General features: G+C 64.9%; 21 protein-coding genes. 8 read left to right on the top strand and 13 right to left on the bottom strand.

What is annotated here, in order from left to right; genetic code table 11:
* Positions 1–110 precede the first annotated feature (110 nt).
* Genes V6M39_RS06750 through V6M39_RS06760 form a run of 3 tightly spaced genes read right to left on the bottom strand, consistent with a single transcriptional unit; the run spans position 111 to position 2,975 of the window.
* Positions 111–1,673, bottom strand: coding sequence for an FAD-dependent oxidoreductase (locus tag V6M39_RS06750; RefSeq protein WP_332642997.1), 1,563 nt, complete (start codon positions 1,671–1,673; stop codon positions 111–113).
* Positions 1,670–2,536 (bottom strand): FAD:protein FMN transferase, encoded by an 867-nt coding sequence (locus V6M39_RS06755; RefSeq protein ID WP_332642999.1) that lies wholly within the window; start codon positions 2,534–2,536, stop codon positions 1,670–1,672. Before V6M39_RS06755 ends, V6M39_RS06750 begins: the two co-directional genes overlap by 4 nt.
* Positions 2,523–2,975 (bottom strand): FMN-binding protein, encoded by a 453-nt coding sequence (locus V6M39_RS06760; protein WP_332643000.1) that lies wholly within the window; start codon positions 2,973–2,975, stop codon positions 2,523–2,525. Before V6M39_RS06760 ends, V6M39_RS06755 begins: the two co-directional genes overlap by 14 nt.
* A gap of 536 nt (positions 2,976–3,511) precedes the next feature.
* Here V6M39_RS06760 and V6M39_RS06765 point away from each other — a divergent pair.
* Entirely contained in the window at positions 3,512–4,336 is an 825-nt protein-coding gene (locus V6M39_RS06765; RefSeq protein ID WP_332643001.1) for a C39 family peptidase, read from the top strand.
* Positions 4,336–5,478, top strand: coding sequence for a hypothetical protein (locus V6M39_RS06770; protein ID WP_332643003.1), 1,143 nt, complete (start codon positions 4,336–4,338; stop codon positions 5,476–5,478). The genes V6M39_RS06765 and V6M39_RS06770 overlap by 1 nt, the downstream gene beginning before the upstream one ends.
* Here the strand turns inward: V6M39_RS06770 and V6M39_RS06775 are convergent, their stop codons facing one another.
* Together V6M39_RS06775 and V6M39_RS06780 are read right to left on the bottom strand one after the other, a co-directional pair.
* The gene (locus tag V6M39_RS06775) at positions 5,479–6,879 is read right to left on the bottom strand and encodes a phytoene desaturase family protein (RefSeq protein ID WP_332643004.1); all 1,401 of its coding nucleotides are present in this window, start codon (positions 6,877–6,879) and stop codon (positions 5,479–5,481) included.
* A gap of 10 nt (positions 6,880–6,889) precedes the next feature.
* Positions 6,890–8,608 (bottom strand): DUF3556 domain-containing protein, encoded by a 1,719-nt coding sequence (locus tag V6M39_RS06780; RefSeq protein WP_332643006.1) that lies wholly within the window; start codon positions 8,606–8,608, stop codon positions 6,890–6,892.
* 80 nt (positions 8,609–8,688) lie between these two features.
* On the opposite strand from V6M39_RS06780, the gene V6M39_RS06785 reads away from it, so the two are divergent.
* On the top strand, positions 8,689–9,504 hold the full coding sequence (locus V6M39_RS06785) for an alpha/beta fold hydrolase (RefSeq protein ID WP_332643007.1): 816 nt from the start codon (positions 8,689–8,691) through the stop codon (positions 9,502–9,504).
* Here the strand turns inward: V6M39_RS06785 and V6M39_RS06790 are convergent.
* The gene (locus V6M39_RS06790; protein WP_332643009.1) at positions 9,501–9,968 is read right to left on the bottom strand and encodes a hemerythrin domain-containing protein; all 468 of its coding nucleotides are present in this window, start codon (positions 9,966–9,968) and stop codon (positions 9,501–9,503) included. The two genes, V6M39_RS06785 and V6M39_RS06790, sit on opposite strands and share 4 nt — an antisense overlap.
* A gap of 137 nt (positions 9,969–10,105) precedes the next feature.
* Here V6M39_RS06790 and V6M39_RS06795 point away from each other — a divergent pair, with 137 nt between their 5' ends.
* The gene (locus V6M39_RS06795; protein ID WP_332643010.1) at positions 10,106–11,458 is read left to right on the top strand and encodes an FAD-dependent oxidoreductase; all 1,353 of its coding nucleotides are present in this window, start codon (positions 10,106–10,108) and stop codon (positions 11,456–11,458) included.
* A gap of 9 nt (positions 11,459–11,467) precedes the next feature.
* On the opposite strand, the gene menB is transcribed toward V6M39_RS06795, so the two are convergent.
* Together menB and V6M39_RS06805 are read right to left on the bottom strand one after the other, a co-directional pair.
* Complete coding sequence (menB, locus tag V6M39_RS06800; protein ID WP_332643011.1) at positions 11,468–12,301, bottom strand: 1,4-dihydroxy-2-naphthoyl-CoA synthase; 834 nt, start codon at positions 12,299–12,301, stop codon at positions 11,468–11,470.
* Positions 12,302–12,335: 34 nt separating this feature from the next.
* Complete coding sequence (locus V6M39_RS06805) at positions 12,336–12,746, bottom strand: hypothetical protein (RefSeq protein ID WP_332643013.1); 411 nt, start codon at positions 12,744–12,746, stop codon at positions 12,336–12,338.
* A 111-nt stretch (positions 12,747–12,857) separates the two neighbouring features.
* On the opposite strand from V6M39_RS06805, the gene V6M39_RS06810 reads away from it, so the two are divergent.
* On the top strand, positions 12,858–13,712 hold the full coding sequence (locus tag V6M39_RS06810; protein WP_442880708.1) for a 3-hydroxybutyryl-CoA dehydrogenase: 855 nt from the start codon (positions 12,858–12,860) through the stop codon (positions 13,710–13,712).
* 12 nt (positions 13,713–13,724) lie between these two features.
* On the opposite strand, the gene V6M39_RS06815 is transcribed toward V6M39_RS06810, so the two are convergent.
* Positions 13,725–15,716 carry an SDR family oxidoreductase gene (locus tag V6M39_RS06815; protein WP_332643015.1) on the bottom strand — a complete coding sequence of 664 codons (1,992 nt, stop codon included), beginning with the start codon at positions 15,714–15,716 and terminating at the stop codon, positions 13,725–13,727.
* An 80-nt stretch (positions 15,717–15,796) separates the two neighbouring features.
* Between V6M39_RS06815 and V6M39_RS06820 the strand changes: the two genes are divergently transcribed.
* Genes V6M39_RS06820 through V6M39_RS06830 form a run of 3 tightly spaced genes read left to right on the top strand, consistent with a single transcriptional unit; the run spans position 15,797 to position 18,999 of the window.
* Positions 15,797–17,329 (top strand): AMP-binding protein, encoded by a 1,533-nt coding sequence (locus V6M39_RS06820; RefSeq protein ID WP_332643016.1) that lies wholly within the window; start codon positions 15,797–15,799, stop codon positions 17,327–17,329.
* Positions 17,329–17,712 carry a hypothetical protein gene (locus tag V6M39_RS06825; protein ID WP_332643017.1) on the top strand — a complete coding sequence of 128 codons (384 nt, stop codon included), beginning with the start codon at positions 17,329–17,331 and terminating at the stop codon, positions 17,710–17,712. Before V6M39_RS06820 ends, V6M39_RS06825 begins: the two co-directional genes overlap by 1 nt.
* 45 nt (positions 17,713–17,757) lie before the next feature.
* A complete protein-coding gene (locus V6M39_RS06830) occupies positions 17,758–18,999 on the top strand; it encodes an NADH:flavin oxidoreductase/NADH oxidase family protein (RefSeq protein WP_332643018.1) in 1,242 nt (413 codons plus the stop codon).
* On the opposite strand, the gene V6M39_RS06835 is transcribed toward V6M39_RS06830, so the two are convergent.
* From V6M39_RS06835 to V6M39_RS06850, 4 genes are all read right to left on the bottom strand, one after another.
* Positions 18,996–20,078, bottom strand: a complete 1,083-nt coding sequence (locus tag V6M39_RS06835) for a fatty acid desaturase family protein (RefSeq protein WP_332643019.1) — start codon at positions 20,076–20,078, stop codon at positions 18,996–18,998. The genes V6M39_RS06830 and V6M39_RS06835 overlap by 4 nt on opposite strands.
* Before the next feature lie 180 nt (positions 20,079–20,258).
* Positions 20,259–23,645: a pyruvate carboxylase gene (locus V6M39_RS06840; RefSeq protein ID WP_332643020.1), complete on the bottom strand. Its 3,387-nt coding sequence runs from the start codon at positions 23,643–23,645 to the stop codon at positions 20,259–20,261.
* A gap of 165 nt (positions 23,646–23,810) precedes the next feature.
* On the bottom strand, positions 23,811–24,809 hold the full coding sequence (locus V6M39_RS06845) for an NAD-dependent epimerase/dehydratase family protein (RefSeq protein ID WP_332643021.1): 999 nt from the start codon (positions 24,807–24,809) through the stop codon (positions 23,811–23,813).
* Positions 24,809–25,877 (bottom strand): AMP-binding protein (locus V6M39_RS06850; RefSeq protein ID WP_332643022.1); only part of this gene is annotated, 1,069 nt, incomplete at its 5' end. The genes V6M39_RS06845 and V6M39_RS06850, both read right to left, overlap by 1 nt.

Here is a 25,877-nt window from a genome sequence, read left to right on the forward strand (position 1 = left end):
GGAGTCGTCACCGCCTCGGGCATCGCGTTCGCAGCCCGCAAGCGCACCAACGCCTGACACACCAAAAGCAAGGGCCCCGCACCACACGGTGCGGGGCTCTTGCTCTGCGCTCAGTAGCCGGTGAAGTAGTCCGTCTTCACGCGCTTGCAGCGTTTGACCAGACCCGCTCGTACGGCGTTGACCATCGCGGGCGGTCCTGAGATGTACGCGAGCCGCTGATCCAGATCCGGCACTGCGGTGGCGACGAGGTCGACCGAGACAAAAGGTGCCTCGACATGTCGCCACAGTGTTGGCAGCTGGTCCGGGGCAACCGGGGACACGATCACGACTCTGAACCCGGCCAGCACGTCGGCATACGGGATCTCCTCTGGCGAAGTGACTCCATAGACGAGCACCGCGTCTCGCTTCGGCTCGTGCAGGAGCTGGCTGATGAACGGAGTGATGCCGATACCGCCAGCAACCAGGACCACAGGAATGCTCGGATCCTTCGGAAGCACGAAGTCACCGCCGACCCCGGTGGCGTGGATGCGCGCACCCGGCTCGAGCTCGACCATGGCTCGTTTGAAGCTCGATGACTTCTCGGGCACCCGCAGCGCAAAGGTCACATGGCCCTCGGCGTCTGGGGGCGAGCTAATACTGAAGGACCGGCGTAGACCTCTGCCGTCGGAACCCTTGTGCGGCACGGTCAGCTCCGCGAACTGGCCGGGCCGGAACGCCACAGGCCGCTTCGGCTTGAACGTGAACTCATGCGTCTCTGGCGTGAGCTTGCGGGTGGAGACGAGATCGAGCGCGACACCGCGGCGACGAGAGAACGCGAAGGCGACCAGATTGCCCACGAGCAGCGCCATCTCGGGCGTCGGGCTGAACCAGCCGAGATCGGGCGGATTGTCGGTGATGAGCGCAATCGCAAGAGGATAGGCGAAGACCAGGGCCGTCACCGCTGCCACGACAAGCTGCTGCATCCGACGAGGCGGCAGGGTCAGGGGCTCACTGAGCATGAATCCGGCGAGGAACACCACTGGATAGGACTTGAACGTCGACTCCAGAGCATCGCCGACTGACGCGCCGCCATCGCTCAGCGCAAGGACGATGAGCACCGAAGCCAGGGCGATGAACAACAGCCCGACATCCAAGCGGCGAGTGCGCCACAGCACGAGGAATGCCCCAAGGGCCACGAACGGCAGCATCTTGTCAGATGCTGCGGCCTGCCAGATCGCGACAGTGAAGTTCCCCCGCTCGAAGGCCTGGTGCGCGATGTAGACGATGAATGCGCCAGCCGCAGCCGGGTTGAAGATGTGCCGGCCTCGCCAGGCGATCAGGTACTTCGACAAGTTGGCGATAGCGGCTGCGCCCGCAAGCCACAGATAGCTGTCGAGGTCTGTGGTGAACATCGGGACGAACAGGAAGAACAACAGCAGCCCGGTGATGATCGACGACTCGCTGTGCGGCTTGATGCGCCAGATCAATCCGAAGACGCGGTTGGACACGTACGAAGCGACGACAACGACCGCCAGCGAGAGGATCATGTGCCCGGTTGAGATGCCGTCGATGACCCCGGTCAGCGAGTAGAGGATGTAGATCGCGGCCAGCGCGCTGAGCACGATCGTGACGAGGCGATACATCGTCACCCGCCCCAGCTGACGATCCAGCAGATCCCTCAGCTTTTCGATCATCTGAACACCTCTCCGGGGAACTCCGGCGACCACTCGACGCGGCCGTCGGCATGCATACGTACGAACTCGTAGGTGAAACCTGGCATGAGCTGGGTTGGTTCGGCAAGGAACAGCGCCGTCGCGAGACCGTCGGCGACCATGCACGAGTCAGCGATCACCCATGTAGCAATGATGCCGTCGGTCGGTCGGCCGGTTCGCCCGTCGAGCACATGGTGCAGACCATTGCCCCAGGCGCGACGGTTGGTCGCCGACGCGCAGAGCGCCTGGCCGTTGCCGAGCTCAACCACGCCGATCGCGCGCGATGTGTCCGCCGGGTGCTCAAGCGCGATGCGCAGCGACTCTTCCGATTGGTGGAGCACGTCGCCACTGCCGTCGATCGTGTACGCACCGGTGCCCGCGTCGTTGAGAACGTCTCCGAGCAGGTCGACCAGCAGTCCCTTGCCGGCGGCGCCGACATCGAGCAGCACCGGAGAGAGGTTGGTGAGGAACGGACGGTGCCACACGATCGCATCCCACGATGGGACCGGCGCTGGATCGACCCGCTCGGTCAGCGAGTAACTCGCGTCATAGCCGAGATCAGACAGCGCTCGCCCGATCAACGGCGTGACGGCCCCGGCGGTGATCTCGTACAGCGCGGCGTACAGACGAAGAAGGCTGTCCGCCTCGTCCGGTAGCTCCCACGTACCGGCTGATCGAGCGATCTGGCTGACCAGCGAGTCATCGCGAAATCGCGACCAGACGGCATCGAATGACTCGATGCGCGCCGTGATCGCGTCGCGTGCTTCTGTGGTGAGCGGCGTGGCGGTGTCGATCTGCCAAGCCGTGCCTATCGCCTCGAACTGCCAGGCGTCAGGCGGTGGCATCAGCCTTGATCTGATCGATCGCCTGATTGAACCCAATCGAAGTCAGCGACGACCCGGACACCTTGCTCACATTGAGCTCATCGAGGCTCTTGCCAACCACCTCGTCGGCGATGCCACTGGCGAACTTCTGCTGGAATCCCTTCGAGGTGGCATTGGTGGCCTGAGGCGTGACCTCAACGTCGGTGATCTTGCCGTCTGCCAGGGTCAGCTCGACCTTGACCTTCGACTGGCCGGCCTGGTTGGCGTACTCGCCACTGCCCTCGTAGGTGCCGTCGTTGACTGCCGCGCTCGAGTTGTCGTCAACGGCAGCCGACGACGTCTCAGACGTGGTCGGAGTTGCGTCGGCGGGTTCTTCGCTACCGCCGCAGGCTGCGGTGAGCAACAGCACGGAGGCGGCAGCCGTCGCGGAGAGGAACTTCTTGTGGGTGGGGAGCTTCATCGGTCGGACTCCTGAACTGTGGATTGATCGGTGAACTTTCAAGTAAGTAACGAGAGCGCTCGGCAGCGAGTTCCTGTTGGGACATCTTCACAGGTTGCTCACAGCATGGGTAGCAGCTCGGAACCCGCCCACGCCATGGACACCGGCACCGGGCGGTGTCGGTGCCGCGGATCGTCTCGTCCAAGGAACCGAACATGCATGGGAGGTGGCTTAGTCCTCGCCGCAGCGGTTCCGCATCGGCATGTTTGACGTGCTCAGCCCTCCCGCTCCTGCAGCGGATCCAAATTCCGATGAAAGTTTGATCCTGTCTGTGATTTTCCCCGTTCGAATGTGATGTACCGGTAGTCAGATGTCGAATCGGACCGGCATTGCTGCGAACGATTGTCAACAGATCGAGGGATGAGATGAAGAAGTCAGCAAGTATCTGCGCCATTGCGGCGCTCATCACGGTTGCTGGTATCACCAGCGCCCAAGCCGAGCCAGCGACACCAGGCACGATCGACAACCTTTCTGGTATCACGGCTCTGCCGCCAGGAATGACGCTTGCCGACACGCCCCAGGCGATTGCGGAGAAGCCACTGACCGACGCCCTGATGGCGCTCGACGTCCTGTACCTGGACCGAGCGAAGGCGACGTTGGACCAGGCCGACACGGCGAAGCTCGACAAGCAAATCGATGCTCTGCAGGCGAAGATCGAAAGGCTGAGCGGCATGCCGATCGAGAAGATCGCTCCCGAACCCGCCGTGATGCGCAAGGCCGCCAAGGGCGCGTCGGCCAAGGACCTCGCCGTGCTTGCGGCGCCGTCGTCGCACTACCTGAACAACTATCCTCATTCGACTCAGAGCAATGCCTACTACTGCGGGCCCGCGAGCGTCGCTATGGCGCTGCGAGCCATGGGTGCGAGTAACACGAGCGACCTGGGCCACACGATGACTCAGACAGTTCTCGCCAGCAGCACCTACCTCGGCACGATCGCAGCGCCCGGCGGGGGCACCAACATCTACAGAATCCCCACCACCATGAGCAAGTGGGCTGGTGTTGTTTCAATCGTGTACACGAACCTGAACACCGCCGCCACCCTGAAGTCCAGAGTCCTCATCAGCAACGGCGAGTACGGCAAAGCGCAGGTCTATGGCACGCGCGAACTCCCGGGGGAGCAAGCGATGCACTACAACGACCACCACTACTACCACACCACGACGCTCGACCATTTCATCATGGGCTACGGCTACTCCGAGAGCGGTAACCGCATCCATTACTCGGACCCCGTAGCGGGCCGCTGGGCTCTCCCCTTGGAAAGGCGCTCGATGACAACGGGAGCCATGGCGAGCTTCACCAACTATTGGGGGATCGTCGCATAGTGCGTCGAATCGTTCTGCTCGCCATCTTCGCAACGGCAGCGTGCTCGTCTTCTGGGTCATCCGACCCAGAAGACGAGCAGGTCCGCAATGTAACCGTCACGTTCTCGTCCGACGCGAAGGTCCCGGCCCTGGTGGAGGGGAAGGACTATCGCGTCGTCACCGAGTACCCGTACACGATCGACGGCAAGACCGCCCGGCACTACGGCTTGCTTAAGTCCGGAGTCTCATACGCCAAGCTGTCACCTCCGGCCAGCGAAATGCCGACGCCTGAACATCCGGTTCCGGCGATCCCATCGGACACTCTCGTCTCGTTCGACCTGAAGACTGGCAACGTCACGCTCATCGCCGCACACGGCACCGACACCAAGCCGGCCTTTATCGTCGACGCGACCCGAAACGACGACTTCATCGTGTGGGTGGAGACCAGCGACTCAACGTACGAGTCAATGAGATGGGAGATCTTCTCCCATGAGCTCAAGACTGGCAAAACCCGCAAGATCGGGTCGTCTGAGGAGCTGGGCGTCGAGAATCCACCGATCCCCACTCGCCGCGGCATACGACCCGAGCTCGTCGGCAAGAGCATCTACGTGGTTGCCGTGAGCGCGTTCGACGGTTCTACCGTCGCAAGCATCGCTACCGCGATCTATGGCGCACCCATCGATGGGAGCGCGGGCCTTACCAAAATTGTCGATGACGCAGACGACGTGTTTGCCGACGGCAAGAACCTGCGGTTCGCGCGCGATGGCGAGCTCAAGAAGTGGGATCTCGGCAAGAACAAGGAGGTCTCTTCGAGCGTCGCCCCCGTCGACGATCCGTGCGGCACGTTCTACAACGAGGGCGTGCTTGTGCAGTGCGACGCATCAGGCGAAGTGACGATCACGGAGAAGAACGGAAGCCAGACGGTCATCAAGGATCTGCCGGTCCCGCTCGCAAACTTCAACGCCACCAACCGATGGGTCGGATTCAGCACCGAGTCGCAGTCCTACGTGTATGACCTGAAGCGAAATCGATTGGGCAAGCTCAAGGGCTCGTCAGAGTTCGGAATCGATCGCTTCAAGGGCGCCCGGCTGAAGTATGCCAAGCAGCACCAGGACCCGCCGTTCGATCCGACGATCCCGTTGATCGAGCTTTTGCCCAAGTAGTTACAGGTTGCTCACAGCATGGGTGGCAGCGCGGAATCCGCCCATGCCGTGCACGCCCGCGCCGGGAGGCGTCGATGCCGAGCAGAGGTAGAGGCCCTTGATCCCCAGCGAGTACGGGTTGGTCGACAGCCGCGGACGCATCACAACCTGCCACGCATCGTTCGCACCGCCGGCGATGTCGCCACCGAGATAGTTGGAGTTGTGTGCCTCGAGCTGTGCCGGACCACTGACAGACTGCGCCACGATGCGCTCGCGGAAGCCCGGTGCGAACCGTTCGATCTGCCCGATCAGCGCCTCGGTCGCGTCGCCGGTGTAGCCCTGCGGCACGTGCGCGTACGCCCATACCGGGTGAACGTCGCCGACCGATCGACCTGGATCTGCGAGGTACTGCTGGCACAGCAGGATGAAGGGGCGCTCCGGCATACGACCCGCCGCGACCTCGAGCTCGGAGGCGTTGAGCTGCTCGAAGTTGCCACCGAGGTGCACCGTGCCGGCCTTGTGAGCCCACTCGTTGGTCCACGGCACGCCGCCATCGACGGCGAAGTCGACCTTGAAGACGCCCGGCCCGCGGCGCCACTTCCTGAACGGGCGCTGCACCCGTCCCGGCAGCTCATCGCCGACGATCTTGAGCACGCTCTCGGGGGTCGTGTCGAACATGACGATGTCGGCTTGTGGTCGCTCCGTGACCCGGTGACCCGTCTCGATCTTGCCGCCGTGCTGGGTGATCTCGGCCGCCAGCGCACTCGCTATCGCCGCAGATCCACCCTTGGCGACCGGCCATCCGTACGCGTGGCTGGTCATCCCGAACATCAGGCCGAGGCCACCGGTCGTGGGCTTGTTGAGCGGGTGGATCGCGTGCGCTGCGAGGCCTGCGAACAGTCCACGGGCCTCGTCGGTCTTCCAGCGACGCGCAATCCAGGAGGCCGGCTGCATTGCGCGTGCGCCGAAGCCGGCCAGCATGAACGGGTGCTTCGGTAGGTGGACGATCGGCCTGAACAGCTCGTCGATCAGCGCATCGCTGTTCCTGACCAGCGGAGCGTAGAGCTTGCGCCAGGCATCACCGTCGGTGCCGAGCAGCTCAGCCGTACGGTCGAGGTCGCGGAACATGACGCCTGCCCGACCCCCATCGATCGGATGAACCGCGTCGACTTCGGGCCAAAGCCATTCAAGGCCGTGCCGTTCCAGCTCGAGCGACCGAAAGAATGGTGACGCCACCGCGGTCGGATGGGTAGCCGAGCAAATGTCGTGCACCAGCCCGGGGAGCGTGAGCTCTGCCGAGCGCATCCCTCCACCGATCTCGTCCTCGGCCTCCAGCACCGTCACGTCGACACCAGCGCGCGCCAGCACGACGGCAGCAGCGAGCCCGTTGGGGCCGGAGCCCACGACGACGGCAGTAGTCATGTGATTGACCCTACGGGCGGTGCACGTTGTTGAAAGGCAGGGATCCGTCCCACGGCTGCCGGGTCAGCATCTCCGCAACCTCGACCTCGCCGGTCTCGATCACTCCAGTCGCGGCATCGACGATGCGGTAGCGCTGCACAGGCCGGAAAAACGGCGGCGACTCCATCATGATCACGCGCAGCTCGCCCGGCTCGAACTGGCATTGGTCCTGGATCGCAGCAAGCAATGCCTCGCCATGCAGGTGGCCGTCGCCGAAGTTCCAACCGATCGCAGATCCGGCGACCATCTCGCCGTCGAAGATCGTCCGCTTCTCGTGGTCCTCTGCAGCGTGCGGGTAGAGCCCGGCCATGGCTCGCCCGTGGGTGTGAAGACCGCGCCAGGCACCGAGCTTGCCGATCATCAGGTCGACGGTGTCCTCGTCGTATAGCTTGGCAAGTTGGCGATGCGGGAGCTGCGCCGACTTGGTGGCCTTGGCGGCGTACTTGTCCTCGGCACCCTCGGCGAACAGCCAGACCGAGGTCGCCCACGTGCCGGCGTAGTAACGCATCGACGGGAGGAACGAGAACAGGTCAGGCCGAAGGTTGCCGGCGACGATCGTGGCAACCACCAGAGCAAGCAGCCCGTACGGAAGGAACGGCTCCGTGACATCGGTGAACCCGTACTCGGAGTAGCGGCCGAACAGGAACACTGCGCCGAACATCATCACGACGTTCCACTCCAACGGCACACCCATCGGGATCGCCGTCAGGATCTGCAGGTGGAACAGGATCATGATGATCAGCGCGATCGTGGTGACCCAGCCACCTCGTGACAGCAGCAGGATCAACGGAACACCGAACTCGATGACGGTGCCGCCATGCGCCAGCGACCGAGCGAGCAATCCGGGTCGTACGTCGAACTCCGCATCCCGCCAGAGTCGACGCTTGACTGCCTTTGGCACGAGCGGAGCATTGCTCATCATCGTCGACACGACGTACGGGAAATGGCTGTTGAGCTTGGAGGTCGCCGCTCCCCACCAGATCGCGACCATGAGCAGCTTGGCGGCCAGGATCATGTCGATGAACGGGAACAGGAAGACGATCGCGGTGACCCAGTAGTGCTCGGAACGAGCCGCAAGGAAGATCGTCTTGTCACGCAATCCCATAATTGGGAGGACGATCAGCAGCGGCATGAAGCGTGCCGGCTCGATGAGGTTGAACGCATCGTCGCCCAGACCAGTCACGGCCCGATCAGCCGGCGAGAGCAGCACGTACACCGCCGCAGCAATCACGCCGAGGTAGAGCACAATGTCCACGATCGTGCGGCGAGAACCCGCCGTACCGCGCACCACATCAGGCCACGGCGGCTGACGGATCGTGCCGGGGCGAAGCCAGTAGAGGAAGGTGCCGAGCGGCGGCAGGAAGCGCATCGTCAGCGGGCCGAAGCCACAACCGAAGCCCAGCACCTCAAAGAGCAGTGTCCAGATGATGACCTTCTGGAAGACGACTGGCTCGAACCACCAGTCGCTCAGGTTGCCGAGTCCGCCGATGCCCGGCGTCGAGGCTGCGAACAGCAGCCCGCCGAGAATGTAGAGGCCGATCTTGAGCGTGTAGAGGATGTAGATCGCGTACGGCGTGCCGAACCCGTAGATCGCCCAGTGCTGCTGGAGCGCCTTGGTGCGCTCAGCTCGCGACTTGGCACGCCATTCATCGACATCGAACTTCGGCAAGGTGGGCGAGATCAGACCCATGACGCTCCTTTGACGATGCAGCCCCGGTTCCGAACACTAGTGGTGTCACGGTCGGGCGGGCCAGCATCTAGCCTGAGCGCATGGCCGTACATCACATACCGACCACGCTCGGGCGACTCCACATACGAACTGAAGGCGACGGCCCGGCGATGCTGATGTGGCCCAGCCTGCTCATGGACGGCGAGCTCTGGTCGGCGCAGATCGAGCACTTCCGCGACCGGTTCCAGGTCATCGCTGTCGATCCGCCGGGACATGGGGAGAGCGAGCCGCTCACCAAGCCGTTCACGTTCGACGAATGTGCGACGGCGATCTGCGAGGTACTCGATCATTTCAACATCGATCGCGCGCATGTGCTCGGCAACTCGTGGGGCGGCATGATCGGCGGGACGTTCGCTGCCACATACCCCGACAGGATTGGCGTTGCGGTGTTGATGAATGCCACCGCATCACCGGCCCCGCGCGGCCAGAAGCTTGAGTACGGCGCGCTGATCCGCATTGCGAAGCTGCTCGGCGGCTTCCGCAAGCCACTCATGCCATCGGTCCTCAAAGCGTTCCTCGGCCCGACCTCGATGAAGTCACGGCCGGATGTCGTACGCCAGGTGCGCGAGACCGCCGCGCGCAATGACATCGGCTCGGCCGCCTGGGCCGTTCGCAGTGTGGTCCCGAATCGCCCGGACCAACGCGAGCTGTTTGCGGCCATTCGGACCCCCGTGCTGGTGGTCGCCGGCGAGGAGGACGCGACGTTCCGGTTGCCCGAGACACGCGCCATGGCGGACGCCATTCCGGGCGCCGACTTCGTGGTGATCGAGGGCGCTGCACACCTCGCGGCGCTCGAGGCACCGGCCGAGGTCAATGCCCTGGTCGACGAGTTCCTGGATAGGCACCCATCGAGCTAGAGCGGGCCGAACACATCGGTCGGCACCGCGCCGCCTAGTTCCAGCCCCTGGAGCACGCCCATCAACTCACGTTCCTCATAACGGAAATGCGACTCCATAATCGCCTCGAGGCCGTCGAGGTGACCTTCGATGACCTCCGGTGCGCGACCAGATCGCAAGGCACTTTCGAGCCCCTGGATGAGGGCACCGTTCATGTCGTGATCCTGGACCAATTTTGCGACAACCGGCACCAGCTCGGGGTGCGCGGCAGTCACAGCCGGGAACAGGGCGACATCCTCGCCCTCGTGATGACCGGTCAGCGCCGCACAAAAGCCCCAGCAATACGTCAGCAGATCCACTGACTCGGTGCGCGTGTGGACCGACTCTCGGGCGACCGCGATAGCGCTCCGAAGCCTCTCGTGTATCTCACGCATCTCGCGGTCCCAGGCAACGACCCGGTGCGCGGACTGATCAGGTGACGACATGCGACAGCGAGTCTAGCCCGGGCGCTCTGTGACTCACGCCACATGGATGGCGTTCGCATCGCAAGACAGTTTGGGAGAGGGTTGAACCAGCCACTTAGGCTCGCCTAAGAGCAAGCCCTTTCTTCCCAGGAGTGAGCATGACCAGGCAGTTGCGTGTCGCCGTGATCGGCGCCGGTCCCGCAGGTATCTACGCTGCGGACATCCTGACGAAGTCTGAGGTTGACGTCACGATCGACATCATCGATCGCGACCCCACGCCGTTCGGCCTGATCCGCTACGGCGTTGCGCCGGATCACCCGCGCATCAAGGAGATCATCAAGGCGCTCAAGCGCGTGCTCTCCCACGATGGCATCCGCTTCTTCGGCAACGTCAACTACGGCGCCGACCTCAAGCTCGACCACCTGCAGCAGTTCTATGACGCAGTCATCTTTGCGACCGGCGCGCGTGCCGACCGCGACCTCGACATCCCGGGCATCGAGCTCAAGGGTTCGTACGGCGCGGCCGACTTCGTCTACTGGTACGACGGGCACCCCGACGTCCCCCGCGACTGGCCATTCGATCCCGCTGCCGAGTCAGTCGCCGTTCTCGGCGTCGGCAACGTGGGGCTCGACGTCGCTCGTATGCTCGCCAAGACCGCCGATGAGCAGCTCGTGACCGAGATCCCGGACAACGTCTACCGCGGGCTGAAGGCCAATGCGACCAAGGATGTGCACGTATTCGCGCGTCGCGGTCCTGCCCAGGTGAAGTTCACGCCGATGGAGCTGCGCGAGCTGTCGCACTCCCCCAACGTCGATGTCATCGTCCACCCAGAGGGCTTTGAGCTCGACGAGGGCTCGATGGACGCCATCCGCGCCTCCAAGTCCGTCAAGCTTGTCGTCGACGTGCTGCAGAACTATCTCGCCAAGGAGCCGACCGGCGCCGCCCACCGTATCCACATCCACTTCTGCCAGAACCCCGTCGAGATCCTCGGCGAGGACGGCAAGGTCGTGGGTCTTCGTACCGAGGTCACCGAGCTCGATGGCACCGGCAACGTACGCGGCACTGGCGAGTTCAAGGACTGGCCGGTCCAGGCGGTCTACCGCGCGGTTGGCTATCGCTCCGACAACCTCGCCGGCCTGCCGTTCGACAACGGCACCGCAACGGTCCCCAACGACGGCGGTCGCGTGATTGACATCGACGGCGAGCCGCTGCCCGGCGCGTACGTCACCGGCTGGATCAAGCGCGGACCTGTCGGCCTGATCGGCCACACCAAGTCCGACGCCGCGCAGACCATCGAGCTGCTCCTTGCCGACATCGACACGCTCGTCGCACCCGAGCAGCCTGAGCGCGAGGCGGTCGACCGCTACCTCGACGGCCGCGGCCTCGAGTACACGACGTGGGATGGCTTCGAGAAGCTCGAAGAGCACGAGATCGCCCTCGGCGAAGCCGTCGGACGTACCCGCATCAAGGTCGTCCCGCGCGACGAAATGGTCGAGATCTCCCGAGGTTGATCGCGATCGTCAGGCCCGCTTGGGGAACTGGCTGAAGTCGGGTTTGCGCTTGGCCTTGTAGGCCTCGCGACCCTCCTGCGCCTCGGCATTGCCGTAGAACAGCAGGTTGGTGTCGTGCGCCAGTTGCTGGATGCCGGCATAGCCGTCTTCGTGCGCATGGAAGCTCGCCTTGCTCAATCGAAGCGCGTACGGCGAGAGCTCGAGCATCTCGCGGCACCACTGGATCGTCTCGGCCTCGAGCTCGGCGAGCGGAACAACGGTGTTGACCAGGCCCATGTCGAGCGCCTGCTGAGCGTCGTACTGACGACACAGCATCCAGATCTCCTTGGCCTTCTTGGGGCCGACGAGGTCCGACAGGACGCTGGCGCCGTAGCCGCCGTCGAACGAGCCGACCTTGGGACCAACCTGGCCGAAGACGGCGTTGTCGGCCGCAATCGTCAGGTCGCACACGAGGTGCAGTACGTGGCCGCCGCCGATGGCCCAGCCCGCGACCTGCGCGATGATCGGCTTGGGCATGCGTCGCATCTGTACGTGCAGGTCGGTCACGTGAAAGCGCCCGACCGCGTTCTCGTCAGTCTTGTAGCCACTGTCGCCACGTACGCGCTGGTCCCCACCGGAGCAGAACGCCTTGTCGCCCTGGCCGGTCAGGATGACGACGCCGACCTTCTCGTCCTCGCGAGCAACCGTCAGCGCCAGCCCGATCTCGATGATCGTCTGCGGACGGAACGCGTTGTGGACCTCGGGTCGGCAGATCGTGATCTTGGCGATGCCTTCGGGCGAGGTTTCGTACGAGATGTCCTCGTACTCTCCGGCGGCGGTCCAGGTGACAGGAGCTGTGGTCATCCCGCCACTTTAGTGAGGCGCTAGTGGGACGCGCTCACCGGCGGAGGACCTGGACGTGGCAAGGTCCGCCGTCCTTCGGGGCCGGGACCTTCGCGATCGCGAACTTCGCCGAGCCACCGGCCTGGATGTTGGGCAGCTGCTTGGTCTTGGCCTTCTCTTCGCTGCCGGTGGCCTCACCAATGTAGACCGTCACCTGATAGGTCGCCTTGGTCTTGCCGGTGTTGGCGATGGTGCCCGATGCTCGCCACCTGCCCTTGGTGTCCTTGGCGCACCGGAAGAGCGACAGCGCCTCTGGTGCCGGCGTCCCGGTCGGAGCGGCAATCGTCGGCTTGGCGGTGGCCTTTGCGGTCGTCTTCGTCGTCGTCGGCTTCGAAGTCGGCGTCTCGCCGCCACCCCCGCCACAGCCCGCAAGCAGCAGAACCATCACGACCGCCAGCGCACGCATACCTCATCTCACCACGTCGCATCTGCCCGATCGCGGCACGACACGGGCGCGTACGCTGGACACAAAGGCGAGGAAAGCCTCACGTTCTATCAGGGAGCAGCAATGAGCAACATCGAGCATGTGGGCGTCATCGGCGGCGGGTTGATGGGATCCGGCATCACCGAGGTGGCGGCACGCGCCGGACTGGACGTCGTGGTGGTCGAGGTCGACGCCGACGCAGCCAAGGCGGCGACCGAGCGGGTCGAGCACTCCCTGCGGCGGGCTGAGCAGCGCGGCAAGATCGATTCCGCCGAGGTCGAGGCCGTGCTGGCACGCATCACGTTCACCGATGACCTGGAGATGCTCGCTGATCGCGACCTCGTCGTCGAGGCCGCATCGGAGGTTGAGAAGACCAAGCTCGAGCTGTTCCGCCGGGTCGGTCAGATCCTGACCAAGGACGACGCGATCCTCGCGTCCAACACCTCGTCGATCCCGATCGTGAAGCTCGGCGCCGTCTCCGGTCGGCCGCATCACGTCATGGGGGTGCACTTCTTCAACCCCGCCCCGGTCATGCAGCTCGTCGAGCTCATACCGTCGCTCACGACTTCGCCGGAGACGCTGGATCGGATGCGCTCTTGGGTCACAGAGTCGCTGGGCAAGAAGCCGATCGATGCCACCGACCGCGCCGGCTTCGTCGTCAACTCCTTGTTGGTCCCCTACCTGCTCTCGGCGATCCGCATGTACGAGGCCGGCTACGCCTCCGCCGCCGACATCGACCGCGGCATGGTGTTGGGATGTGGCCACCCCATGGGTCCGCTCGCGCTCAGCGACCTGATCGGGCTCGACACGATTCGCGCGATCGGCGTCTCGATGTACGAGGAGTTCAAGGAGCCGCTCTACTCACCACCGCCGCTGCTCGATCGCATGGTCGACGCTGGCCTGCTCGGCAAGAAGAGCGGCCAGGGGTTCTACGGCTACGACGCCTGAGGATCCCGCTGCCTACCAGTGACCGCCCTTGAGGATGCGGGCCAGCGTCAGCTGTTCGCGGGTCGCGTCCTTGGCGGCGTCATCGCCGCGAGCCGCCGTTGAGTCGGGGAACAGCTTGTACGCGCGGTTGAGCAGGCGGAACGCCGCATGCGGTGCGAGTGCATGACCGATTTCGCCGGCGGTGCCACCGAGGGTGTTGATCTCGTGCGGCTTGTCGCGCATCGCCTTGAGCACCAGCTCGGCGGCCTGCGCCGGGCTGATCGCCGGGAACCGGTCGTACAGCTTGGTCGGCGCGATCATCGGCGTGCGCACCAGTGGCATGTGGATCGTCGTGAAGGTGACGTTGCGGTCGTAGAGCTCTGAGCTCACGACCCGGGTCCACGCATCGAGCGCTGCTTTCGACGCGACATACGCCGAGAAGCGAGGCGCGTTGGTCTGCACACCGATCGACGAGACGTTGATGATGTGACCCTTGCGGCGTTTCGCCATCGCGGGTGTCAGCCCCATCACGAGCCGGATCGCGCCGAAGTAGTTGAGCTGCATGGTGCGCTCGTAGTCGTGGAAGCGGTCGTACGACAGTCGCAGCGAACGACGGATCGATCGGCCGGCGTTGTTGACCAGGAAGTCGATGGCTTCGAAGTCTGTCGACAGGTTCTTGACCAGCTCGTCGATGGCGTCGAGGTCAGCGAGGTCGCACGGGTATGCGTTGGCGCTGCCACCGCGAGCTCGGATCTCGTTGACGCTCAGCTCGAGCGCTTCCACACCACGCGCGACCAAGATGACGTGGGCACCGAGGGCTGCCAGTCGCAGGGCCGAGGCCTTGCCAATGCCTGACGTGGCACCGGTGATCACGATGGTGGTGCCCTTCACCCCTGCACGGGTGCGGCGGTCGGCACGGATCGTCGGGTCGAGGTTCTGCTCCCAGTAGTCCCAGATCGCCGACGCGTACGCCTCGAGCGGCGGCACTTCGATCCCGGACTCGGCAAGTGCGGCGGTGGTCGCAGTCGCATCGAAGTTCGTCGGCAAGTTGAGGTGAGCGAGAACCTCAGGCGGTACGCCGAGCCGTCCAGTCGTGGCCTGCGCGATCGCATGGCCCGGGCTCGAGTCGACCACCTTGGCGACAACCGAGCTCAGCAAGGTGTCGGTGACTCGATCCGTGACCGCGTTGTCGATCGACATCTTGATCTGCGGTGCCCCAGCAGCGCCGGCGAGCGTCGCCATGACGTCGAGGTTGGACTGCGGCGTCGGGTTGACCAGGTGGAACGCGCGGCCGTCGAGTCCCGGCTGGTGCGCCAGCTCGTTCATCGCCTTCGCGACGAAGTCGACCGGCACGATGTTCGTCTTGCCCAGACCTGCCGCAGCCAGCGGGAGCCAGGACGGCAAGTGGTCGCGCAGTCCCTTGAGCAGAGGGAGGAAGTAATAGGGGCCGTCGATCTTGTCGATCTCGCCAGTCTCGGAGTCCCCGACGACGATCGCGGGACGGTAGACGCGCCAAGGCATGGTCGCCGTCTCGCGCACGAGCTTCTCGGAGCCGAACTTGGTGCGGTGGTAGTCCGACGGGAAGCCTTGACCCTCGTCGAACATGTCCTCGGTGAATCGACCGTGGAAGTCGCCAGCCGCGGCGATCGACGAGACCTGGTGGAACGTACCCGCGTTGACCGCCTCCGCCAGTTCAAGCGCATGACGGGTGCCGTCGAGGTTGAGCGCGTCGTTCTCTCGCTTGGACGCGGTCAGGTCGTACGACGCCGCGAGATGGAAGACGTGCTTGATCTTGCCGGTGTTCTCGGCGATCCAGTCGTCACTGACACCGAGGCGCCGCTCTGTCAGCTCACCGGAGACGATCTTGACGCGCGAAGAGCGGCCCCATTGATAGGCGAATCGCTCGAGCTTGTCCTCGGAGCCCGGCCGGACGAGTACGTGGATCGTGCCCTTGCGAGTGGCGACAAGCTCAACCAGCAAGCGGCGGCCGATGAAGCCTGTGGCGCCGGTGACGAAGTAGGTCATCGGATCACCGTAGGGTCTTTTCGCTCTGGCGGGTAAGAATGAGAGCACCGTTACACCGACGATGTCACTTTGGAGGGCACGTGTTCTTCCCGCTCACCGTGAACGACTTCCTCGACCGCGCTGTGACGGTCTATCCCGACCGCATTGCGGTGATCGATGAGCCCAACCAGCCCGCCAAGTCGTGGGGCGAGGTGACGTACGCGGAGCTCGGCCGCCGCGCTCGCACGCAGGCCGCTTCACTCGACGAGATGGGTGTGCCGGTCGGTGGCCGGGTGGCGATCGTCTCGCAGAACTCAGCTCGCATGCTGACGTCGTTCTTCGGGGTCTCCGGATGGGGCCGGGTGCTGGTGCCGGTGAACTTCAGACTCGCGGTCGCCGAGATCCGCTACATCGTCGAGCACTCCGGCGCCGAGGTGCTGATGGTCGATCCCGAACTTCGCCACCTGGTCGAGGAGATCGAGTGCAAGCGGACGTTCGTGCTCGGCGAGGACGATGACGCGATCTGGGGCTCATCCAACGAGCCCGAGCCGTGGGCTGGTGATGAAGGCGCGACGGCGACGATCAACTACACGTCCGGCACCACCGCGCGGCCCAAGGGCGTACAGCTCACTCACCGCAACAACTGGCTCAACGCAACGGTCTTCGGCTGGCAGGCGTCGGTGTCGGATCGCGATGTCTATCTGCACACGCTGCCGATGTTCCACGCCAACGGATGGGGCATGCCGTTCACGGCGACGGCGATGGGTGCGACACACATCGTGCTTCGCCAGGTCGACGGCACGGAGATCCTCAAGCGCATCGAGAAGCACGGGGTCACGTACATGTGCGCCGCACCCGCAGTGGTCGCCGCCGCCCTCGATGGCGCCAAGACATGGGAGGGCGAGATCCCCGGACGCGACCGCGTACGCATCATCGTCGCCGGCGCTCCTCCACCGACTCGCACGATCGAGCGCGTACGCGAGGAGCTTGGATGGGAGTTCATCCAGATCTACGGGCTCACCGAGACGGCACCGCTACTGACGATGTCGCGCATGCGCGCTGAGTGGGATGATCTCGACCCGCACCAGCAGGCCCTCAACCTAGGTCGCGCGGGAGCACCGGCGGTTGGCGTACGCATGAAGATCGACGAGCACGGCGAGGTGCTGGCCCAGTCCAACCACAACCTCGCGTCGTACTGGGACAACCCCGAGGCGACGGCCGAGGCGCAGGCCGACAACTGGTTCCACACGGGCGACGGCGGCACCTTCGAGGACGGCTACATCTCCATCGCCGATCGCAAGAAGGACGTGATCATCACCGGCGGCGAAAACGTGTCGTCGATCGAGGTCGAGGACGCCCTGATGTCGCATCCCGCGGTCAAGGAGGTCGCCGTCATCGGCATCCCTGATGAGAAGTGGGGTGAGCTCATTACCGCGCTGGTCGTGCTCGATCCCGAGGAGTCAGCGGTAGACGAAGCTGGGCTGATCGGGCACTGCCGACAACACCTCGCGGGCTACAAGTGCCCCAAGCGCATCGAGTTCCGCGACGAACTCGCGCGCACGGCGACCGGCAAGCTCCAGAAGTTCAAGCTGCGTCAGCCGTTCTGGGAAGGCCACGACCGCCAGGTCAACTGATGGAGCGAAATCGGAGAACCGCCGAGGATCGGGCCCGGATCGAGAACCTCGCTGCCTTGGACGCGAGGACACACCGGGCCAAGGTGTCTGTGCCACGTGGGTGGGAGGTCGTCTCCCACGAGCTCTACGACGTCGACCCGGACGCGATCGAAGCCGGGCAGGAGCTCTACCTCTGCGAGGACCAGTTCCAGATGCGCTCAGGCGACTACATCGCTGACGTGGGGTGGTATCCAGACAATGACCCCAGCGGTGCCTGGCGTCTCGTCGTTCACAAGATGGACGGGACGCTCGAGTCGTCGCTAGCGACCACGCGTCGGCTCGCCACGCTGATCGACGCCCTGGCGAACCTGCCTGACTACACGTCGCCTCCCGAAGTGCCATGATTTGAGATACCATCGGTATCTGAACTCCCGCGCGAACGGACTCCCATGACCTCCCTGCACGACTCTTTGACACTCCCTTGCGGCCAAGTGCTCCCCAACCGACTGATGAAGTCGGCCATGAGCGAGGTGCTCGGCGACAGGAGCCACGCCCCCACCGCCGAGCTTGAGCGTCTCTACACAACGTGGAGCACCGGCGGTTACGGCCTGCTCGTCACCGGAAACGTAATGGTCGATCGCACGCAGATCGGCGAGCCCGGCAATGTCGTGATCGAGGACGAGCGTGATCTCGACGGGCTCTCCCGTTGGGCCAAGACGACTCAGGACAGCGGCACCCCGATCTGGATGCAGATCAACCACCCGGGTCGCCAAGCCAATCTCGCCTCGATCCGCACCCAGCCCGTCGCGCCCAGCGCGGTCGCCCTCAAGGTGCCCGGTGCGTCGAAGCCCCGCGCCCTGACCGGGGCCGAGATCGAAGACATCATCGAGCGCTTCGCGACCACCGCCGTCGTGGCGGAGACCGCCGGCTTCAACGGCGTACAGGTGCACGGCGCCCACGGCTATCTCGTCGCCCAGTTCCTTTCGCCCCTCTCCAACCTCCGCGATGACGAGTGGGGCGGCGACCCAGAGCGCCGTATGCGCTTCGTGCTCGAGGTCGTCCGGCGCATCCGGTCACGTGTCGCGCCAGGCTTCGCCGTCGGCATCAAGCTCAACTCCGCGGACTTCCAACGCGGTGGGTTCACCGAGGAGGAGTCACGCGATGTCGTCGCGGCACTCTCGACCGAGGGACTCGACCTGATCGAGGTCAGCGGGGGCAGCTACGAATCGCCAGCCATGATGGGCACCGCGGCCCAGAGCACGCGCGACCGCGAGGCGTACTTCCTGGAGTACGCCCGCGCCGTACGCGATGTCGCCGGTAGTGTTCCGCTCGCCGTCACCGGAGGCAACCGGACCCGCACGGCGATGGAAGCGGCGCTGGCTTCGGGTGACTGCGACATGATCGGCATCGGTCGGCCCTCGTGCACAACGCCCGACTCGGGCACCGTCATCCTCGAATCCGCGGACTCACGCATCGAGTCGCACAGCGTCGGCTACAGCCGTACCGGGCTGATCAGCAAGGCCATCGACATCAAGGCGATCAACGGCGCCGTCGAACTGGCTTGGCACGAAGATCAGCTGCACCGCCTCGGCAAGGGTATGGAGCCCGACCTCGGTCGCGGCAAGCTTCGCACGACCGCGGCGCTCATCAAGCGCAGCGGGCGCGGGGCGCTCACCAAGAAGCGTTCCTAGAAGCCGTCGCGCAGCTGCGCGGAGAGTGGGCAGTCGAACGGGTCACGTGCACGCAGGCCGACGTTGTTGAGGTAGTCGACGACGATCGCGTACGAATGGAACAGTCCGACCTCCATGTAGTTGATGCCCTCGCGCTCGCAGTGCGCGCGTACGAGTGGCTGCGCCTTCTTGAGATTGCAGCGCGGCATGCTCGGGAACAGGTGGTGCTCGATCTGATAGTTGAGTCCGCCCATTGCCCAGTCGACGACCGGGTTGCCCTTGACGTTGCGCGACACCATCACCTGACGGCGCAGGAAGTCGAGCTTCATCTCGGGTGGGATCAGGGGCATGCCCTTGTGCGCCGGCGCGAATGACGCGCCGAGGCAGAACCCGAACACGGCCATCTGGATCGCGAAGAACGACAGCGCCTTGCCGAGCGGCAGGAACATCAGCAGGATCGCGACGTAGACGCCGAGTCGGGTGACCACGAGGTACAGCTCGGTACGACGCCAGGGCTGGTTTGAGGTCTTGTCACGAGCCGCGCGAATGCTCTCGGCGTGCAGGTTGAGACCTTCGAGCGTGAGCAGCGGAAAGAACAGCCAGCCCTGTCGCTTCACGAACCAGCCGGCGAACCCGGTCGTACGTTGGGCGACGATGTCGGGCGTGAACGCGATGGCACCAGGACCGATGTCGGGGTCATAGCCCTCGAGGTTGGGTCCTTTGTGGTGCATGGCGTGCTTGTTGCGCCACCAGGCGAAGCTCAGCCCGGCAAAGGCACCAGCCAGGATTCGCGCAGTCCACGAGTTCCACTTGCCTGACGCGAACATCTGACGATGTGCGGCGTCGTGACCGAGGAAACCGAACTGGGTGACGATGACGCCGAGCGCTGCAGCGAGGATCAGCTGAAACCACGAGTTGCCGAGCAGGAAGAACCCCACCCAGATCGCGAAGAACGCAGCGACGTGCGCACCGATCTGCAACCAGTAGTAGATGTGCTTGCGCTCGAGAAGCCCGGCGTCCTTGACGTCTTGCATGAGCTCCGTGAAATGGCTGACGTACTGCTCATTCAGAGCTGTGTGTTCTTGAATTTGTTGCGTCATGTGCGGCCCCTTCCGGCGGACCGTTCATCGCAATGTCGCGGCCTACCGCCGCGGACTAACTACGCCCCTTCAGCATGGCACACCTCCGGTCAACCGCCAGATGTGAATTTCGGCCCAGCACGAGCCCTTCGACGATCTAGCCGTACGCGAGCGAGATCGTCGACTCGCGTTGGTGTGTGGTTAGCCGGGGCTCAGGACAAGGAGCAGGTCTCCACCTTCGGCCTGGCGGGTGTCGGTGATGACGAGTCGCGCGACGGTGCCGGCCTTCGGCGAGGTGATCGCGGCCTCCATCTTCATGGCCTCGATCGTGGCGACGGTCTGCCCGGCTTCGATCTTGTCCCCTTCGGCGACCGACGGGCTGACGACGCCGGCGAACGGTACGGCGATGTGCTGGGCGTTGCCAGCGTCTGCCTTCTCGGACGACGCGACCTTGGAGTCGACCGAGCGGTCGCGCACCTCGATCGGGCGCAGCTGGCCGTTGATCGTGCCGAGCACATTGCGAATGCCGCGCTCGTCGGCTTCACCGATGGCTTCGACGCCGAACAGCAACAAGTTGCCCTCGGAGATCTCGACCTCGGTCTCCTTGTCGGTGCGCAGTCCGTAGAAGAAGGCCCTGGTGGGCACGACCGACAGGTCGCCGTACTGCTGACGTGCTGAGTCGAAGTCCTCCGTCGGGCCGGGGAACAGCAGTCGGTTGAGCGTATGGCGACGGTCGACCTTGAGCCCATCGCGATCTTCGTCGTCGAGCTCGGTGATGCGCACCTTGGTCTTGCGACCCTCGAGCGCCTTGGTGCGGAACGGCTCGGGCCACCCGCCGGGCGGATCACCGAGCTCACCCGACAGGAAGCCGATGACGGACTCGGGGATGTCGAACGATGCGGGATCGTCGGCGAATGCCTTGGGGTCAGCGCCCACCGCGACGAGGTGCAGTGCGAGGTCTCCGACCACCTTGGACGACGGGGTGACCTTGACGATGTTGCCGAGGATGTCGTTCGCCGCGGCGTACATGTCCTCGATCTGCTCGAACTTCTCGCCGAGTCCGAGGGCGATGGCCTGCTGCCGGAGGTTGGAGAGCTGGCCGCCTGGGATCTCATGCCGATAGACGCGACCCGTGGGAGCCGGAAGGCCGGACTCGAATGGTGCGTAGACCCGACGTACGGCTTCCCAGTAGGGCTCGAGTGCGTTGATCGCATCGATGTCGAGCCCGGTCTCGCGCGGCGAAAAGTCAGTGGCGGCCACCAGCGCAGACATCGATGGCTGGCTCGTCGTGCCAGCCAATGCGGCCGAGGCGACGTCGACCGCATCCACTCCTGCGTCGATCGCGGCGAGCAGTGTCGCGAGCTGGCCGCCAGCCGTGTCGTGCGTGTGCAGGTGGACGGGCAGGTCGAAGCGCTCGCGCAATGCGGTGACGAGCGTACGAGCGGCGGGTGCCCGCAACAGCCCCGCCATGTCCTTGATCGCCAGCACGTGGGCGCCGGCTTCGACGATGCTGTCGGCCAGGTGCAGGTAGTAGTCGAGCGTGTAGAGCTTCTCGGTCGGGTTGGACAGATCGCCGGTGTAGCAAAGGGCGACCTCGGCGATCGTTGTACCGGTTTCGCGTACGGCCTCGATCGCCGGACGCATCTGGTCCACGTCGTTGAGCGCATCGAATATGCGGAAGATGTCGATGCCCGTCTCAGCAGCCTCCTCGACGAACGCGTTGGTGACCTCGGTCGGATAGGGCGTGTAGCCGACAGTGTTGCGCCCGCGCAGCAGCATCTGCAGGCAGATGTTGGGCGCCGCCTCGCGCATCGCGGCGAGGCGCTCCCACGGATCCTCCTTGAGGAATCGCAGCGCCACGTCGTACGTCGCACCACCCCACGCCTCGATCGACAGCAGCTGCGGAATCATCCGCGCCACGTGCGGCGCAACCGCCACGAGGTCGTGCGTACGGACGCGAGTGGCGAGCAGTGACTGGTGCGCGTCGCGGAACGTCGTGTCGGTGACGCCGACGGTTTCGCGCTCGCGGAGCGCCGACGCGAATCCCTCCGGGCCCAGCTCGGTCAGCAGCTGCCGCGACCCGTCGGGAGGTGAGGTCGCGAGATCGATCTTCGGGAGCTTGGACCCCGGGAACACCTTGGTCGGCGATGAACCGTGCGGCTTGTTGACTGTGACATCGGCGAGCCAGGACAGGATCTTGTCTGCCGGATCGGTCTTGACCTGCGCATCGAGGAGCTCGGGGTGCTCGTCGATGAACGTCGTCGTCACGCCGCCGTCGCGGAAGTCGGCATTGGCCAGCACACCCTTGAGGAAGGTGATGTTGGTCGAGACGCCGCCGACGTGAAACTCGCCCAGCGCCCGCTCCGCCCGGCCGACCGCAGTCGCGAAGTCCCGTCCGCGGCAGGTCAGTTTGGACAGCATCGAGTCGAAGTGCGCGCTGATGGTGGCGCCCGTGTAGACGGTGCCGCCGTCCAGTCGCACGCCGGGACCACCAGGCGAACGATAGGAGGTGATCTGACCAGTGTCGGGGCGGAACCCGTTGGACGGATCCTCCGTCGTGATGCGGCACTGCAGGGCGAACCCACGGGCCTTGATGTTCTCCTGCACGTCGAGCTCGAGGTCAGCAAGCGTCTCACCAGCGGCGATCCGCATCTGCGCCTGCACGAGGTCGACGTTGGTGACTTCCTCGGTGACCGTGTGCTCGACCTGGATGCGCGGGTTCATCTCGATGAAGACGTACCGGCCGTCCTTGCCGAGCAGGAACTCGACCGTGCCGGCGCACGAGTAGTTGATCGACTCGGCGAACCGTACGGCGTCTGCACACATCGCCTTGCGGGTGTCGCGATCAAGGTCCGGCGCAGGGGCGATCTCGACAACCTTCTGGTGACGGCGCTGCACCGAGCAGTCGCGCTCACGAAGATGGACGACGTTGCCCTGGTGGTCGGCGAGGATCTGCACCTCGATGTGCCGCGCATCAACGACGGCTTCCTCGATGAAGCAGGTCGGATCGCCGAACGCACCGTCCGCCTCGCGCATTGCGGCCTCGATCGACTCGCGCAGGATCGCGGGGTCATCGACGCGCCGCATTCCCCGCCCACCACCGCCGGCGACGGCCTTCACGAACAGCGGGTAGTTGAGCGAATCCGAAGCCGACATCAGCTCGTCGACATCAGCGGACGGTTCGACCGAGTTGAGCGTGGGCACTCCGGCCGCCTTGGCGGCGGCAATCGCTCGCGCCTTGTTGCCGGTGAGCTCGAGCACTTCCTTGGCGGGACCGATGAACGTGATGCCGGCGGCCTGGCACGCCTCGGCGAGGTCGGGATTCTCCGACAGGAAGCCGTAGCCGGGATAGATCGCATCGGCGCCGGCTTTGACGGCGGTGTCGACGATCGCCTGAGGATCCAGATAGGCGCGGACCGGGTGTCCCGCCTCGCCGATCTCGTACGCCTCGTCAGCGCGTACGCGGTGCTCTGAACCACGATCCTCGACCGGGAAGACGGCGACAGTTCGCGCGCCAAGCTCACGGGCGGCACGGAATGCGCGGATGGCGATTTCGCCGCGGTTGGCGACGAGTACTTTCTCGAACACGGGTCGGTCCTCGATCGGAGTGAACGGAGCTCCAACCTATCGTCCGAATGTCACGGCCAGATTGCGAGGGAACCCTCATGTTCCCTCGCGCGCGAGCAGGTCGACGCGGTAGTCGAATTCGAGACCATCAACCGCGCGCACTTCGCGCGAACAGCGCGTTCACCGTCATGCCTCCAGGAGTCCTTCAGCCTCGAAGAACGCCACCAGGTCACGGATCGTCTCCTCGGTCGGGCGGGGCTCGTACCCGAGCTCGGCACCAGCCTTGGACCGATCGACGATGGGACTCATCGCGAGGTTCTCGAGGGCGGCCGGCGCGAACGACTCCGAGCCGAGCTTCCGGGTGATCGGGTCGATGAACGGTGCCACCGCGCGCAGTGCGCCGATCGGGATCTTGATGCGTGGACCGCGTCGCCCGGTGAGCTCGGCCGCGAGAACCTGTGCGTCGAACAGGTTGTGGCGATGCCCACCCAGCAGGTAGTTGTGGCCGGTGCGCCCCTTCTCGGCAGCGAGCAGGAACCCTTCCGCGACGTCGCGTGCGTCAACCATGTCGAACCAAGTCGGCACACTGGCCGGCAACTTGCCGAGTGCCGCGTCGAGCAGCCCTTGGTTCATCCGCGACAGCCGGCCGGGGTGGTCGATCGGTCCATAGATGCCGGTCGGGTTGCAGCTGAGGGCGTCAAGGCCCGCGTCGACGACCCTGAGCAGCTCGACCTCGCCGAGGTACTTCGAGCGGTGGTAGATCGGCAGCTTTGGATCAGTCGCCCGCTTCGATCCCTCGTCGACGGTCCCGAGACGTTCGTAGTCGAAGGACGCCAGCGAGCCACAGTTGACCATCCGGCGGGCCCCGACCCGAAGCGCTGCGCGCGCCACCGACCCGACCCCCTGGATGTTCACCAGCTCCGCCAGCGGATCCTTCTGCCGCAGGCTGATCACCGCGACGAGGTGGTGAACGATCTCGACGCCGTCGAGCGCTACGGCCACGGCGTCCTCGTCGAGGATGTCGACCGACACCCAGCGAAGTGAGCCCTTCGAGCTTTCGGTCACGCTGGCGGGCAGCGCGCCGCGCACCCTGTCGATCGCGACGACCTCATGTCCGTCCCGGAGCAGGGCGGAGACGAGGTTGAGCCCGAGGAACCCGGCAGCGCCGGTCACCGCGACCCGCATCAGGAGATGCTCGAGTAGGACCGGCCGCGCTCTTCGCGCTCCCACAGCGGATCGGTCGTGTCGGTGCCCTCGATACGCAGCTCGCGCTTGAGCACCTTGTTGGTGGCCGTCGTCGGAACTTCAGCGGCAAGCCGTACGTAGCGCGGCCATCCCTTGGGCGACAGGTCGGCCTGATCGGCAAGGAACGTCTCGAACCCCTCTGGGTCAAGACTGGCGTCGTCCCGGAGCACCACCGTGACCATCAACTGGTCGCCGACGAGCGGATCCGGTACGGCGTAGACGCAGGCCTGGCTGATCGCCTCGTTGCGCAGCAGCAGCGACTCGATCGTCGCGGCGGCGAGGTTCTCACCGTCCACCCGCAACCAGTCGTCGGTGCGACCGGCGAGGTAGATGAAGCCCTTGTCGTCGCGGTAGCCGAGGTCACCAGACCAGTACATGCCGCCGTCCAGTCGTGCAGACGTCGCCGCCTCGTCGTTGTAGTAGCCGCTGAAGAAGCCTGCCCCCTGGGTGTTCACGAGCTCGCCCACGCACTCGTCCAGGTTGGTGACCGCGCCCGTCTCGTCGAACGTCGCGGGCGGACACTCGGTACGGGTCTCGCGGTCATACACCGCGACGCCCTCGAATGGCTGGCCGATCGAGCCGGGCGGAGTGTCGTCCGTACGCGTGATGATCACTGCCGTCTCGGTGGAACCGAAGCCGTCCCACACCGTGCATCCGAAGCGTCGGCCGAACTCGGCGATGTCGCGGTCCGAGGCTTCATTGCCGAACGCAGTACGAAGCGGGTTGTCCGCATCGTCGGGCAGCTCGGGGGTGGCCAGGACGTACGCAAGCGGCTTGCCGACGTAGTTCATGTACGTCGCGCCGAAGTGTCGGATGTCCTTGAGGAACTGGGTCGCGCTGAACTTGCGAGCCAGCGCGATCGTTGCGCCGCCGGCAAGTGCAGGGGCGAACGACGCCATGATCGCGTTGGAATGGAACAGCGGCATGGCGCAGTAGCAGACGTCATCGGGCGTGAGCGCGTACTTCTCGGCCAGCACGCTTCCGGACATCACGACCATGAAGTTGCTG

This window comes from Aeromicrobium sp. (assembly GCF_036675695.1).
Taxonomy (GTDB): domain Bacteria; phylum Actinomycetota; class Actinomycetes; order Propionibacteriales; family Nocardioidaceae; genus Aeromicrobium.